The sequence below is a fragment of the Mesobacillus subterraneus genome, assembly GCF_000934845.1.
Classification (GTDB): Bacteria; Bacillota; Bacilli; order Bacillales; family Cytobacillaceae; genus Mesobacillus; species Mesobacillus stamsii.
On the sequence record NZ_JXIQ01000005.1, the window covers coordinates 1 to 15553 of the forward strand.

General features: G+C 38.6%; 13 protein-coding genes and 1 pseudogene. 8 read left to right on the forward strand and 6 right to left on the reverse strand.

The window, feature by feature from the left end; translation table 11 throughout:
- Positions 1-152 precede the first annotated feature (152 nt).
- The 4 genes from UB32_RS00720 to UB32_RS00735 all read right to left on the reverse strand — a co-directional run bounded on the left by UB32_RS00720 (position 153) and on the right by UB32_RS00735 (position 7190).
- Positions 153-557 carry a DUF4279 domain-containing protein gene (locus UB32_RS00720; protein ID WP_044390388.1) on the reverse strand — a complete coding sequence of 135 codons (405 nt, stop codon included), beginning with the start codon at positions 555-557 and terminating at the stop codon, positions 153-155.
- A gap of 17 nt (positions 558-574) precedes the next feature.
- On the reverse strand, positions 575-4759 hold the full coding sequence (locus UB32_RS00725; protein WP_044390389.1) for a DNRLRE domain-containing protein: 4185 nt from the start codon (positions 4757-4759) through the stop codon (positions 575-577).
- Between the two features lie 3 nt (positions 4760-4762).
- Positions 4763-5380, reverse strand: a complete 618-nt coding sequence (locus UB32_RS00730) for a hypothetical protein (protein WP_044390390.1) — start codon at positions 5378-5380, stop codon at positions 4763-4765.
- Between the two features lie 688 nt (positions 5381-6068).
- Positions 6069-7190, reverse strand: a complete 1122-nt coding sequence (locus UB32_RS00735; protein ID WP_044390391.1) for a tyrosine-type recombinase/integrase — start codon at positions 7188-7190, stop codon at positions 6069-6071.
- Between the two features lie 424 nt (positions 7191-7614).
- Here UB32_RS00735 and UB32_RS00740 point away from each other — a divergent pair, with 424 nt between their 5' ends.
- A complete protein-coding gene (locus tag UB32_RS00740) occupies positions 7615-8931 on the forward strand; it encodes a transposase (protein WP_044390392.1) in 1317 nt (438 codons plus the stop codon).
- A gap of 267 nt (positions 8932-9198) precedes the next feature.
- On the opposite strand, the gene UB32_RS00745 is transcribed toward UB32_RS00740, so the two are convergent.
- Positions 9199-9435: a hypothetical protein gene (locus UB32_RS00745; protein ID WP_023626466.1), complete on the reverse strand. Its 237-nt coding sequence runs from the start codon at positions 9433-9435 to the stop codon at positions 9199-9201.
- Positions 9436-9599: 164 nt separating this feature from the next.
- On the reverse strand, positions 9600-10235 hold the full coding sequence (locus UB32_RS18895; protein WP_052806898.1) for an RHS repeat-associated core domain-containing protein: 636 nt from the start codon (positions 10233-10235) through the stop codon (positions 9600-9602).
- A gap of 144 nt (positions 10236-10379) precedes the next feature.
- On the opposite strand from UB32_RS18895, the gene istA reads away from it, so the two are divergent.
- From istA to UB32_RS00775, 7 genes and pseudogenes are all read left to right on the forward strand, one after another.
- Positions 10380-11927: an IS21 family transposase gene (istA, locus tag UB32_RS00755; protein WP_044390393.1), complete on the forward strand. Its 1548-nt coding sequence runs from the start codon at positions 10380-10382 to the stop codon at positions 11925-11927.
- The gene (istB, locus tag UB32_RS00760) at positions 11927-12688 is read left to right on the forward strand and encodes an IS21-like element helper ATPase IstB (protein ID WP_044390394.1); all 762 of its coding nucleotides are present in this window, start codon (positions 11927-11929) and stop codon (positions 12686-12688) included. Before istA ends, istB begins: the two co-directional genes overlap by 1 nt.
- Positions 12685-12984 (forward strand): hypothetical protein, encoded by a 300-nt coding sequence (locus tag UB32_RS00765; RefSeq protein WP_044390395.1) that lies wholly within the window; start codon positions 12685-12687, stop codon positions 12982-12984. Before istB ends, UB32_RS00765 begins: the two co-directional genes overlap by 4 nt.
- 331 nt (positions 12985-13315) lie before the next feature.
- Complete coding sequence (locus UB32_RS19165) at positions 13316-13477, forward strand: hypothetical protein (protein ID WP_241768394.1); 162 nt, start codon at positions 13316-13318, stop codon at positions 13475-13477.
- 156 nt (positions 13478-13633) lie between these two features.
- Positions 13634-14197, forward strand: a complete 564-nt coding sequence (locus tag UB32_RS00770) for a glycerol-3-phosphate responsive antiterminator (RefSeq protein ID WP_044390396.1) — start codon at positions 13634-13636, stop codon at positions 14195-14197.
- A gap of 66 nt (positions 14198-14263) precedes the next feature.
- Positions 14264-14341: pseudogene (locus UB32_RS20820) on the forward strand (hypothetical protein); the annotation flags it as partial.
- On the forward strand, positions 14338-15553 hold a 1216-nt coding region (locus UB32_RS00775), incomplete at its 3' end, for a glycerol-3-phosphate dehydrogenase/oxidase (RefSeq protein ID WP_044390397.1). The pseudogene UB32_RS20820 and the gene UB32_RS00775, both read left to right, overlap by 4 nt.

Sequence of the window (15553 nt, forward strand, 5' to 3'; positions counted from 1 at the left end):
AAATACTAAAAAGCGAGGAAGCAACTTCTTTTATTATAATTGTTCTGAAATCTTATTGTTTAAATAATGCAAAAAGCCGAAATCCATTAAGGATGGATATTCGACTTTCTGCATATTGTAACAATTAAAGAATTTAAAATAAAAGGATATTTCTAAGAGAATAAATATAAATCTATATCTATTTCTGCTGAAATATTATTAATGAAACCTAATACATTTGATTCGAAATACATTGCAGGTACATTTTCTTCTTGGACATTTATTATGATGGTTAATAAATAATCAAGGTTTAATTCTTTCTTTAAAAAATTTAATTCTTCACTTTTATTTTGAAGACTATATAAAATTTTTTTTATCTGTTCATTTATGTCTAAGGACTCTTCAAACCCCGAACTAATTGTCCAACACGTTTCTTTTCGTACTAAGGTACGATTTTTTATCGCGTCACCTTTACGATAAAATTCAGAAGGAATCAGTTCTAAAATATTTGAAATCTCCTCTTCCTGAAAATAATCTCCGATTATATTAAATTCCACACAAATCTCTGTTCCAGCCATTTTATCAGAACCTCCCACTAAATATACGTACCCGTTGGAATTCCAGTTCCTTTACCACCTTTCTTATATATATATAACTGACCTGTTGTCTTATCTTTATAAATATCGTAATGAGAAATCTTTGCTTTTCTACCGATAAATTCTTTTTTTAGATCGTGAGCATTTATTCCTTTACGTTTTAAATAACTGTCTTTTACTTTTTCAATATTAAGCTTTGTTTTATTTTTAACCTTTTTAGATGGTAATTTACCCTTATAGTTTCTTTTTATTTTTCCTTTATATTTTTTTGCATAATATTTTACAGCCTTCTTGGCAACGTACTTAACTACATACCGACCGCCGATATAGACTAGTATAACTACGTATGGATTTTCACCATTTGGATCGTCCAACATCACTGGATTATTTTGTACATATACATATGAATGTTGGCTAATAGGATTGTCCGTTTCTCCCGGTTGGGGATCAATAAAGAGAAACAGCCCCTCGTTTGGTTCATAATATCGTGCCAGCAGGTAATATAGACCACTTTCATTATCATGACGATACGAAGCATAACGATAAGGGTTCTTATCTGCCATGCTACCGCTTTTTGCAAGGATATTACCCCAGGCATCGTATGCGTATAAAGCGACAGTGTTTCCTAATGCATCCGTTAAAGCTATAACATCTTTATGTTCATTTAGAATATAATAATACGTCTCTCCTTCTTTCGTCATCGTCAATGGACGACCGAAATCATCATAACTGTACTCAGCAGTAATTGTCCCAGATTCATCTGTTTCAAACAATACCTGTTCTTCATCATAGTGATAATAGGTAGTTTGTCCATTAACCGTCTTACTGGTCCGTCGACTGTCTTCGTTGTGTGCGTATGTGGCGATAGTTTGACCATTGAGTGTCTGAATTTCCACTAGTTCGCCTAGTTTATTATAAATATATTTGTACTGGCTATCTTGAGTACGATTACCATTTGGATCATAGCTGTAGCTTTGTCCATCAAATTGAGTCAACTGATTGTTGTCATTATACGAATAGGAATTAATAGTTGTCTGTTCGTTTTCTACTAAATTCTTTTTTGTCTGGTTTCCGACTTTATCATATTCATATGAGATAGTAGCTCCATCAACCGTAGTTTCACTAATCAACTGGTTATTTTCATCATAATCGTAAGTGGCAATACCAGCATTAGAGGTTACCGAGATGATGTTGCCGCGTGTATCATAAGTATACGTGAAAGTATCCAAAGCAGTCGTTCCCTTTTTAACCGTCAAAGTATTCAGTTGCCCCGCTACATCATAGTCATACGTTGAGGAGATCCCATTTACATATGAAATGAAGGCAAGGGAATCTTTTTTAGTATAGGTTAGAGACACTTGACTTGCCCCGTTACGCTTTATATGTGTCAGCCGTTCATTGGCATCGATGGTGTAACTCTGAGTAAACGATTGCGTACCAGATTTTCCGACGACAGAGGTTGCAACTCCCGTTCCGTCATATCCATACTCTACCGATTGGCTATCCGAAGAAGATTTAGTGACTTTGTTATTTTTATTATATGTTAAAACTTTTTTGGCCCCAGTAACTACATTTAAAACAGATTCAACATTGCCATTGGCATCATAAGAATACGTCCATTTTCTTGAATCGTTTATTACTTTATGCAGTAACTGATTATTTTGATTGTAAAAATTGTGCAGCTTATCTCCTGACGGTAACCCTGTTTCTATTGTATTACCATTTGCATCATAAACAAATGATGTTGTTTGTCCAAGTGGTTCTTTTCTCGTAGTTAGCTGATTTTGAGCATTGTATGTGAAAAGGGTCTTTTTCAACGCTGCATTTGTCGCCGTATTCAAGTTTCCATTTGCATCATATTCATAGGAAGTGATATTCCCTTTTGCATCTTTTACCTGTGTCAACAAATTCTGAAGGTTATACGTGTAGTAAATTGTGTTTAACTCCGAGTCTGTGACACTTGTTGTGTTACCATATTTATCTTGCAGAGTGGTTGTAGTCCGCCCCAGAGAGTCTGTTACAGATTTCTGATAGTTTTTATTTGTATCATATGCATAAGTTTCTTTCGTGCCGTCCGCAAATGTTGTACTAACTAAATTTCCATAGCTATCATATTCATTTATTGTTTTTTCCCCTATAGGACTAATTACCTCGATTTGGTCCCCTACGCTATTGTAAATGTTTGTTGTTTTTCCTTTTGAATCGGTTATTGTAAGTGGTTGACTAAATTCATTATACGTATAATCTACCGTGTTCCCCAAAGGATTTTTTGTTGTCAACAGATTCCCTTTACTGTCATAAGAATTAACGGTTTGATTTCCTATAGCATCTGTTTGAATAGTCGGATTGTAATTCGCATCGTATTCGGTACTTGTAATATTACCTAGTGGATCGATGGTTTCTAGAATGACATAGTTGTTATCTAATAAGTATTCTGTCTTATTGCCCTTTGCATCAGTTTCTGTAGCTGTATAGTTTGTAATATCATAAGAATAGGTTGTTTTTGATAGATTGGTATCTGCAATAGTTGGCTGATGTACATTTGTTAAAAAGCCGTTCAAATAGGTATAATGGGTCGGTTGATTGTTTGCATCCAGGAGTGTTGATACTTTTCCATCTGAATTATAGGTAAATTGCGTTACCGCCCCTTCCGAACCTTCTTTATACATAGTCAAAGTTTTAAGCTTCCCATTTTCATACGTATAAGCCGTTTTTGGGGTTCCCTCAAAAGAGGTTGATACTATTCGTCCATTTTCATAAGTAAATGTCAACTTTCGTCCAGAAGCATCCGTAATACTAGATAGAGTGCCATCTGTTTGACGTTGATATGTTACTCTATTTAGGTTACGGTCTTCTTCATATTCAATTAAAAACTTGCGGGCATTCACTTCCGGGTCATTAATCAAATCTCGGAAGATCATTCGATTTCCGTTAAAATCTTTTATTTCAAAGGCATTAGACGCTGCTCGTTTAATAGAAAGATATAAACCCACAGGTGTTATATAAGAAGATGTCGTAGAATTATACGTGAATGTATGAGCTGTTCCATCTGCATCGGTATATAAAAGATCTTTATTCGGCAACTCCGTGACCGTTTCACTCCCTGAGAACGACCACCCAAATCCTACGGCTGAATCTTCGTTTGATTTTGAGTTATATGTCCGATTGAATACAAATCCTGAATTCCCGCGTCCACTAACTTCAAAGTCCGTGAACTGAAGCATCAAATTCCCTGTTCCAAGGTTTGTATAGCCTTGTCCATCTGATAAGGTATGTTCTGCATACGACCAGTGATCTTCCATTCCTAATCGAGCATTTGTGCGATATGTTACAGCCAATAATGGATGGTATTTTGAATCAAATGTATGCTCACTTGAAACGAATTTTTTGTATATATTCGTTGATTCGCTATCACTTTTCAAAAGGAATCCATAATTCGGATCCGTAGAATCTTTCCAATTTTGAATGATATGAATAGGCACTTCCCACTTCTTCATATCTAAATCCAGGCTAGTAGGAGAGGTAAACCCATTGACAGTAGCCAATTTATTGCTGACTACATAATCGCCACCCTTATTTGTCCACAAAACGGAAGGTGAAGTCATCGCATAATTCCAGGATGCCTGGTTTTCTTCCCAGTCTCTTGAAACTTTGAAAAGACTGATATCAACAGGCGAACTTCCATTGGTAGAGGAGAACCATAAATTTAGGCTGGAAGACAAAATATGAGTTGCCCCTGGAATAGATGACAAATCGAACTTGATTAGTGATCTTAGGACGTTACCGTTGGATGCCCCACCTCCTAATTCCAAGTCATTCCCACCAGTCTGCGTTGGAAATGTACTTCTAAGGTTTGTATCTTTAACATAATTAGAAGATTGGAGTTTTACAATGGTTGGATCAATTGTAATAGGATAAATCCTCTCAGAATCCTCCAACCAGGCTTTGCTAGGAATCAGATATAAATATAACTGACCATCAATTACTTCGTGTTCGAGTGTCACATCATAGGAAATGGCCTCTTCCGGGATCGATGTGATTTCTTTTGCTGTTTGAAAGCCTTCCGGCTTATAAGAATCGTACATGTAAGGAGTTTCAAAATAGTAGATAGGCTGATTAGTATCTTGGTCATAAAGATATAGAACCCCTTCTACTTCCTTGGCATTCAGGCCAACTAAATCCAATTTTTAAGTGAATTTATCAGGGAATCCGCTTGATGTCCTTTCATTAAAGATAATATCCTCTTTAATCCGGTCTGCCCCTATTGTGTATGTTAAAGAAATATTTTGATAGATTTCTGGATATTGAATGGAGTTATCTTCAACAACCCCCGTTACCTCAGCAGGTTCTTTTCCAGTATTCTCTACCGGAGCTAGTTCCATCTTAATGGATCTATCTTGATCCTCAACTTGCAGTAACGGAGTATCCTTATCTACCTTCTTATCTAGTTTTGCCTTAAAAGAGTTTGCTTTGTTTTGGTAATTTTCTTCAGTAGTATTTTCAATTAGGTTGCTTTCGATTTCGCTCCAAGTGTTTCGGCTGTTTTTATAATGAATAGGTATTTGAGAAATTTCAGCCGTGTAAGTACCATCTGTATTTAAAAATGTCTTGGAGTTTGCTGTTCTTTTACTTACTATTTCCTCTCTTACTTTAGATTTAGAAATACTTTCAGCTGAATCTACATCAGCATTTGCTTCGACAATACCTTCGGTAAAGTTGCCAAGTGGTAAATATGCGATTAACAGAGTTAAACACATTAGATTAATTACACTCTTCTTCCAAAGAGTTGTTTTCTTCATTTTCATTTTCTTGTTCCCTTTCCATGCGATGTGTTTTCATGTACATCTTGCCTAATTACCTTTGCTGCAAATTAACCTCCCGTTTTTTTACTTTTTTTCTATAAAAATATAACAAATTCATTGTATTAACTCTCTATGTAAAATATGGCATAATTGTTTGAAACTTCTATCTATTATTTGCTGATATAGGGAAAGGCTTACTAGATAGAGCAAATTTGTGGGTTTATCCTATCCTTAATTTAAGAACTCTAATGCAAAAAAAGAGTGTTAAAGTCTCGTTATATATTCATTCTTTGTCATACTTTAATATACAGCCATTGGATTTCTTGTAATATCTCTAAATTGCTTCTCTTAAACTAGCTAACAAATACTTTCTTGTCCTTAATGCGGAAAACTAATTTTATATTATCAATACACCAAACCAAAACATCATAGAGATAAAAAGGCATATAGAATGAAACTTCTGAATGCCTTTAATGGGAATGTGATACCGAGAACCAAATTGTATATAGATTCAAAAAATAACCTATACAAAATTCTTGGCTGATGAATACTGCCATTGCCAAATCGGAAAGACATTAAATCACTAAAATACGTCAAAAAATAAGCAACAAATTGACCCGATGGCTTTGGACACTCAAGTGCACACGATCTTAATCTATTAAAATCAATGGCTGCATAACGTTTGGTGGCATTAGGGTCCTGATGACCCAGTATCTTCTGCACTTATATGGTAAGGAACATCATTATTGACAAGGTGTGTAGCCAGACTCGCACGTATTGCATGTGGACCACGTTTTCTTGAAGCAATATTAATACCGCTATTCATTAGATGTGTACAAACGATTGACCAGATAGAGCTACGTGAAAGCTTTCTGTAGGGAACTGAACTACGAATAAAAATATATTCACAATCAGAATCAGAATCAGGCCTTCCATTCTGAATATAATCCTGCAGTGCCTCCGACACTTTTTCAAGCAATTTCACCTGATACTTAACGGATGTTTTTGACTGCAAGAATACCACTTGTCCATCACTGATTTCTGAAAACTTCAAAGATGAGATATCATTTGCACGAAGACCGTAGGAAACACACAGTGCCATGATAGCATAATTACGTTTCCCAATCCCAGAAATTCTTTCGATACTGTTCAGCAACTGGATAAGCTCTTCTTCCGTATATATGGAAGGTAATTTTTCCATAGATGAATACCGAGGGACTGCTTTTGAAAAATCCATTTCAGTCACGCTTTTCTGATATAGGTATTTAAGAAAAGAAGGCAGTTTTTCACAGAACCCTTGCTTAGACTTAATATTTGAAAATGAAGTACCTATGTGTATAAAACTCATTAATTTTAAATCAGTGACTGATTGTTTCTCTAACGAATCGAGAAATTGCTTGGCATATATACATCTGGTTTCAACAGTGGAAGGGCTGTATCCCTTTTCTTGCATATATGCCGTATATGAATCAATAACAGGAATAAATATATCTGGACAAATTGTAGTTTGTTTAGTGTGAAATATTACAAATGGTTTGTTTTGTATGTAATCATTCAAACGTCTGATAGCTGTTTTTATATAGTTATACCAACGTTTCGATAATCCTGTTTTCGTCAGTTGTTTTTCAAGAAAAAGCTTACCAACTGCATGGGAATAATAAGGAACTTTATGATCCTTCATAAAAGTGGAAATTTTCCTTAAAGCACATTGATACACCGATATAGTTGAACATCGGTAGCCGAGAGTAGTCAGCTCACTCATCATTTCTTCAATGACTGAACTTAACTGTTCTGCGGGTATTGAATTATTCAAGATAACCATCTCCTTTTATATTATGTCAGCCCAGTAATCGGCTGTACTTAAATTATAAAACAAGATGATTATTGATTATCCGAGAAAAAATCATTAAAAGTTAATAACAACAGAGCTTTTCGTAGAACTTCTCGGATAATTATCTTCCTTGGATAATTCAGATTCCTCGTCGCCACGGACACCCTTGCCTTCGGCTAATGGTTCGCATATCCCAATGTCCATAGCGGACTTTCACCGCTAAGTTGATGAACATGCCTGGCACACAAAATAAGCAGTCACCCATGAAAGGTAACTGCTAAATTACTTAAAGAGCCTGTTCAAAAAGCCCTGATTTTTTTAAAAAAACAAAAACGCACCTTTGCGAAAAATGGTAAAATGGGAGTGTCCAAACAACCAAAAATACCATTATGCGAGGTGCGTTTTCATGGATTTACAGTTAGAACTGCTTCCTTACCACTATTATAACACGCTCGGTTTTGATGTAGAACTCATAGATTATATCAATCACGTGGACGATTCCATTGTTGAGGAAAAGATCGCTCCTCTCTATAAACATGGCGGGCGTCCTCCAGTAGACCCAAGAGTCTATTTTCGCATGCATTATCTGTACTTTACTCGTCCTGAAATTTGTTCTTTCAGGGAACTTGAAAGACAATTGAAAGATCCTAAAAATCAGGCGTGGCGCAATTTCATTGGCACACCTGACATCCGGCAGGTTCCTGTTCACGGGAGTCTTAGTCATTTTCGGACCAAGGTTGGTGTTGAATTATTCTACGAAATCTTATTTAACTTGATCGCCCAAGCTCTTCAACTTGAAGGATTCTTAAACCCTAGGCTGTCCGGGATTGACTCTAGACCGATATGGGCAAACGTGAATGGCTACAAGAAAAAACGATGTTCTTGCCTCGATCAAAGTAAGTGTTCGTGGGAAAAAACCTATTCGGATCCGGACGCAACCTGTGGGGTCCAACGCACGAAAGCCAATCAGAACAAGTTTTTTATCGGGTATCGTAAACATTCCATCGTATGCCCAAGCCCGAAGGGACCCGTTGTGTTGTTTTCGATCATTTTGCCTACTGACACAGCGGATGTCAAAGTAATGTTGCCGCTAATCGACATGATTCAGAAGGTAGATGGATTAAAGGTTGAATACTTGGCAGCTGATTTAGGCTATTTTGATGCGAATGATCAGCGTGAGTCACTGATGACACATGATGTGGCGGTGGTAACTGAAATCAAAAAGAACACGGTTATTCCTGAACACTGTGATCCTAACGGAAAGCCGGAATGCGAAGAAGGGCATCCCCTCGTGTTTGATGGATTTGACAAAGATACCTACACGGCATGGTTCCGTGGAGACGATAACAAATGCTCAGCCTGCCCCATGCAAGGCAGCTGTGAAAAACAGTTTGCGTACTCGTATGAAGAAAATCCCTTTTTTTCTGGCCCTGTGCCGCAAGGAAGTGAGTTACAAAAGCATATGCTCAAGTTTCGGAAGCAAGTGGAACTTGCTTTTGCCCAGGAATCGAATCAGCTTACGTCCATCATGAAACATAAAAAGGTTCCCGTTCGTCAAACGGAGCGAGTCAAGAAGTTTTTCATCATGCGGGATCTGTTTCGGTTGATAGAGCGCATGATCAAACATGTAAGATTGACCGTTTTACCTACGAACCATGTGGAGAAAATCAGTCAGCTGCAACACGACCAAGTGGAACAATTCTCCCTACATTTGGTAAGTTAACTACCCTTAAAAGTCGACATTTTTAAAAAGGACCGATTGGACAACGGGATACGTCTGTCTAAATTTTGGCGCCGATAGTGGAGGCATGATCCATTTTATTTGTCTGTACGCGCATATTCCTTTCATTTACAATTATGGGAATTCGGAAGCTTGTATTTCTCTAAGTGTACTCAGTTAAAGGATACTTTTTGAACACCCTCTTAAAGATTGTTTGAAATTTATTCATTTATTCAATGGAAAGGAAACTTCCAAAATCCAACAAGAGTTTCAAAGAAATGGCTTACTAATTCCATATAAACCTACAGAAATACACAAAAGACCACCAACAATAAACAAGATTTTAATAATCCAATAATTAATAGAACCAGGTAATGGCGTTATATACTTGACTTGCGAATATGTTTTACTGTAATAGAATCTTTCCTTTGTTGCATGGAAAAACATATACAAAGAAAATATACCAACAGCGAAAATGAGTATACCCGCATAAAAATCTTTTCCCACCGTTTATCCCCCCTTTAATTAAAGGATTCATCTTTTATATTTTTTATATATTTTTTGGACATAAGGCTTTGCTGCCGATCATAAAAATCCTACTTTGTCACCAAACAATAAAAGGACTTGGTTTTCGGAGAAAGACCCTCGGCTAAAGTTTCCAAAGTTTGATACTAAGTAGCTGCAGGAGCCATGTGTCCTGCTAAAAACTTTTCTCCTACTTTTGAAAGGTTTCCTGCTTTAGCTAGCTTGGAAACAATACCTCCACCTATGACTCCGGCAGCTGCTCCCTTTAAAAGTTCTCCTCCGAAAGCCCAGACACTAAAATGTTTAAATGCATTTTTATTTCCATATTTAACCAATAGATCTGCTACATAACCGACAGCATTAATCAACGCACCAACCAATGCAGATGCTACAGGTGTTGGCAGATGTCCGCTATGATCAATGTATTTAACGGGATTATTTTTGGAGTAGACATATTGATTAAGACTTCCAGGATCGTCTTCAACTCCGTGTATAGAATCCTTAGTTAAGAAACGTCCAACACTTGAATCATAGTAACGAGCTATCAAGTAATATGAGCCAATTTCCTGATCAAACCGATACCCAGCATATCGGTATGGGTTAGCATCTTTCATGGTCCCAGATGAAGAAAGAATATTCCCCCAAGCATCATTTTGATACTCTGCTACTACATTCCCGCTTACACTTTTTCCCCCTTTCTCTACAGTTACCAGTTCATCGTTCCCGGCTTGTTGTGCAAAGAAAATGTTATTCTCGTTTGCCGTGTTTTTGATTACGGCCACCCAAATGTACCACCTCTGCCATTGTTTTTACCAAGGAGTGACAAGAAATTTACCACTAATCGACAACTTATTTACCACTCAAAACCTTTTGTATAATTAGTGAGCATATCTAACGATATGACGCTTTATATGGGAGGTTTTTTTATGATCCATTATCGCAAGATATTGGAATTAAATGACGAGGGGGTTAGTTTAAGAGGCATTGCCGCCAGTACTGGCAACTCTCGGCAAAAAGTTAGCGAAGTCATTGAATTGGCTCGAAAGAAGGGTGTGGAATGCCCGCTAGAAGAGGAGATGAACGATAGATGGATTGAGGAATTTCTTTATCCAGAAAAGACAATGGAAGGCTCCGGCAGGCAGCCTCTTGATTTTGAATATATCCACAAAGAGTTGGCAAAACCCAATGTCACTCTATCTCTTTTGCATCATGAATACGAGGCGGGTAGCCGTGCGAATAATGCGATTCCCTACTCCTATCAGAGTTTCGTACGGTATTACGGCAATTATGCTCAAAAACACAAGGCAACGATGCGTATTCGGAGAAAACCTGGTGAAATAATGGAGGTCGATTGGGCTGGTTCCACACTTTTTTTCATTGACAGGGATACCGGGGAAAAAGTGAAGGCGTATGTGTTTGTCGCTACATTGCCGTGCAGTCAATTTTCCTACGCGGAAGCAACCCTTTCAATGGACCAGCATTCCTGGATTAACGCCCATATTCATGCGTATGAATATTTTGGCGGAGTAACTCAGATTGTGGTTTCAGATAATCTGAAAACCGGTGTAACGAAGCACACTTCAAGGGAGTTAGTATTGAATCCTACGTATAAGGAAATGGCCAACCATTACAGTACAATCGTTATGCCGGCTCGCGTACGCAGCCCTAAGGATAAAGCTAGTGTCGAAGGCTCTGTAGGTACGATTTCAACGTGGATTATAGCAGCTTTGAGAAGTACACATTGCTTTAGCATTGAAGAATTGAATGTGGAATTACGGAAGAAACTTGAGGAATTTAACCAGCGTCCTTTTACCCGAAAAGAAGGATGCCGTTTTTCAGCATTTGAGGAAGAGGAGAAATTTGCGCTTTCCCCTCTTCCAGGCACGCCTTACAAGATATCTGAATGGAGAACGGCAAAAGTAAGGCCTGATTACCACATTTCCGTAGACAGCATGTTTTACTCCGTACCCTACGAGTATATCAATCAGGAAGTGGACGTAAAGCTTTCCGATGATATGGTTGTTGTCTATTTTAAGCATATGTGGCTAACTTCACACAAACGATTATATGGGAGATTCGGTCAGCCATCAACCCTTCCGGAACATATGCCAGATAATCATAAGTTATATATAGAGCACACGCCAGAAGTGGCGATTGAGTGGGCCAGCAGCATTGGCTCTTCCACTTCCATTGTGGTGAAATACCTTTTAGATTCCTATCAATCTGAAAGACAAGCATTGCAATCTATCTTTTCTTTAAAGAAACTCGAGCATCGTTATACCAAATATGAGATAGAAATCGCTTGTAAAATGGTGCTTTCCATGACAGGAAGACCGACGGTAAAAAGCATTCAGACCATATTGAAAAGCAACAAGAAAAAAGACGCTGAACAAGAATTAAAACAAAATACAGAAGTAAACGAGACTAATTTCGGCTTCACCCGTGGAGCTTCATATTATGGAGGAAAAGAATAATGTTAAACGAGCATGTGTTATCCAAGCTGCAGGAGATGAATTTAGGAGGGATGGCTGAAGCATTCAAAGAACAATCCTTAAACAGAGAATACCAGTCCATGAGATTTGAAGATCGGTTTTCCTTGCTTGTCGACCTGGAATATTCACGTCGGAAAAGCAATCATTTAAATCGATTAATTAAAAATGCCACATTTTCAGACTCCAAAGCCAGCATTGAGGATATTGAGTATCATGAGGATCGAAGACTTAAGAAGGAACTCATTTTAAAATTGGGCAGCGGCCTTTATATCCAAGATCATCATAACATCATTTTAAAAGGCCCTACTGGCTCAGGCAAAACCTTTATGGCGTGTGCGCTTGGTGTTTCCGCTTGCCGTCAGCAGTATAAAGTGAAATATGTCCGCCTTCCGGAATTACTGGATGAACTGTCACTGGCTAAATTGGCTGCCGACGGCAGCTATCGAAAGATAATCAAAAAATACACAAAAACAGATCTACTCATTCTTGACGAGTGGCTCCTTACGGATCTTTCGAAGGAAGAAGCAAATATCCTGTTGGAGATTACAGAAGCCCGGCACAAAACTGTTTCCACCATTTATTGTTCCCAAATTGATCCGAGCGGTTGGCATATCAAATTGGGGAACGGTACGATGGCAGAAGCCATTTTAGACCGCATTGTCCATGACTCCTACCAGTTATTATTAGATGGGGACATTTCCATGAGGGAACGTCATGGATTGGGCAGAGAGGTTGAGGAATGAGGGATTTATTAACGATTCAGGAAGCTGCCGCACTCTTACAATCTTATGGAATAGAATGTCATTGGCATGATGTTAAGAAATGGGCAGTAGAGGGGAAAATAAAAGCTAAACACGAAAATAGAGTTTACAAAATGGATCAAGATGATGTTTATGAATTCCTCGAATTACTTTGGAAAGGCACATCATATGAAATTGGAATAAGTGATGAAACAAAAATAAGTAGGCTCATTCAGGAAAACAAACAGTTAGAGAAGGAAAACAAAAAACTAAGTCAAAAGTTATCCTCGATGAAGTAAAGCACCATTAGGTTAAAGAATACCCCTGCCATTGGTCGAATAGGCAGGGGTATTCTAATTAAATTTAAGTTGGTAAACAACTTGGCACTTGCCGGTAAATTCTCTGTCATTGAGTGGTAAAAAAGATGGCAGAGGTGGTAAGATCCTATGGCTTTAATCAGTTTTCAAACTTACCGGCCTTTTTCGTGCTGGCCTTAAGTCTATTATCAATTTTCTTCCACTTTTTATCCGTCTGGTCCTGATAAAATTGTTGGTCCATGAAAATTTCTTCGGTGAAGCTTCCATCTGCATTGAGGAAACGTGTGAATTCTATCGAAAGAGCGTCAAAGGATTGAATTTAACCTCAGCCAAATGGCACAAGACTGACTTATTTCCATCTGTCTATCAGGAATGGAAACAACAGAAGATAACTGATGTAGAAGCTATGAAACTTGTAGGGATGAAACGGAATACGTTTTATAGAAGGGTGAAAGAATACGAAACCAATCTTTAATGGTATTACATCAGGTAACTATTTGAATCAACCCTTGTATAAAGTAAGGGTTGATTTTTTATAATAAACCTTTTCGGTCGGATATGCAAAAATACCCAAATAATGCTCTTTTTTGGCATAGTGTCTCGTGTTAAGATGTCGTAAGGAGGGATTTCTTTGAAGCAAAAAGTCTTGCCCGCATCTTCTAATATGAAAGAGTTTGAACAGTTCCTTGAAAGTCCTTTTGAAATAGGGGTCATGCTGGAAGTGCATATCGCCCAATTGAAAAATATCAATGAAATGGCAAAGCAGCATGGCAAAAAAATGATCTACCATGTTGATATGATTCAAGGACTGAAGAGTGATGACTATTCAACGGAATATCTTTGCCAGGAGTACAAACCATATGGCCTTATTTCCACAAAGTCGAGTGTCATTTTAAAAGCGAAGGCAAAAGGGGTGCTCGCTGTCCAAAGAATATTCCTGATTGATTCCCATGCCCTTGAGAAAAGCTATAAATTGATTGAAAAAACGAGGCCCGATTTTATTGAAGTTTTACCCGGGGCCATGCCCTGGATGATCCGGGAGGTCAAGGAACGTGTCAATATTCCCATTTTTGCAGGCGGATTGATCAGAACTAGCGAAGAGGTAAAAAGCGCACTCGATGCCGGAGCCACCGCGATCACTACCTCCAAAAGGGAGTTATGGGCGGGAATTCCATTTCAAAAATTGTACACGTGAAAATCTCAGCTATCTGTGCTACAATGATTACAAGTTAATAAATCGGGTAGGAGAACAGGAGAGACCACGATAACATTATCGTTTTTGGCGATAATGTTGATTGTGGTCTCTCTTTTTTTCTATTCAAGGAGGCGTTTCGAATGAGATTTTCCAATCTTGACCGTACTCATATCGTGGCAAAGCTGAAAAAGGAAGCATTTGATGTAATGGTAATTGGCGGCGGGATCACCGGTGCCGGAATCGCGCTTGACGCAGCAACTAGAGGAATGAATATCGCTCTTTTGGAAATGCAGGATTTCGCGGCAGGCACGTCTAGCCGTTCCACTAAGTTGGTACATGGCGGCCTTCGCTACTTAAAGCAATTTGAAGTGAAAATGGTCGCTGAAGTCGGGAAGGAACGGGCAATTGTTTATGAAAATGGCCCGCACGTTACGACTCCAATGTGGATGCTACTCCCCTTCCATAAGGGCGGGACATTTGGCAGCTTCACTACGTCCATCGGTCTTAGGGTGTATGACTTTTTAGCAGGTGTGAAAAAAGCAGAGCGCCGGAAAATGTTTAGCGCGACAGAAACATTAACAAGGGAACCACTTGTGAAAAAAGACGGTCTGAAAGGCGGCGGCTATTACGTTGAATACCGCACCGATGACGCCCGCCTGACGATAGAGGTCATGAAGCAGGCAGTTTCAAAAGGTGCTTCCGCATTGAACTATTCCAAAGTTAAAAACCTTATTTATAAAAATGGCGTTGTTGCTGGAGTATTGGTTGAGGATCTTTTAACAGGCGAGGAGTATGAAGTCTATGCCAAAAAGGTCGTCAATGCAACCGGCCCATGGGTAGATGGAATCCGTGAAATGGATGATTCGAAAAAAGGCAAAACACTGAAACTTTCAAAAGGAGTCCATATCGTTATTGACCAGTCACGATTCCCACTGAAGCAGGCAATCTATTTTGACACACAAGACGGCAGGATGGTCTTCGCAATACCGCGCGATGGCAAAACCTATGTCGGCACGACCGATACTTTTTACAATGACGATCCAATTAACCCGGGCATGACCGAAGAGGACAGGAGCTATCTGCTAAAAGCCATTCACTACATGTTCCCGGAAGTGAATGTGACGGAGAATGATATTGAATCCAGTTGGGCTGGCGTAAGGCCGCTAATACATGAGGACGGCAAGGCTCCTTCTGAAATCTCCAGGAAGGATGAAATCTGGGAATCCGATTCCAAACTTATCACGATTGCCGGTGGAAAATTGACCGGTTACCGTAAAATGGCCGAGACGATTGTTGACCTGCTTGCTGAAAAATTAACAACGGAAGACGGTCGCAGCTTCCCTGGCTGTCAGACAA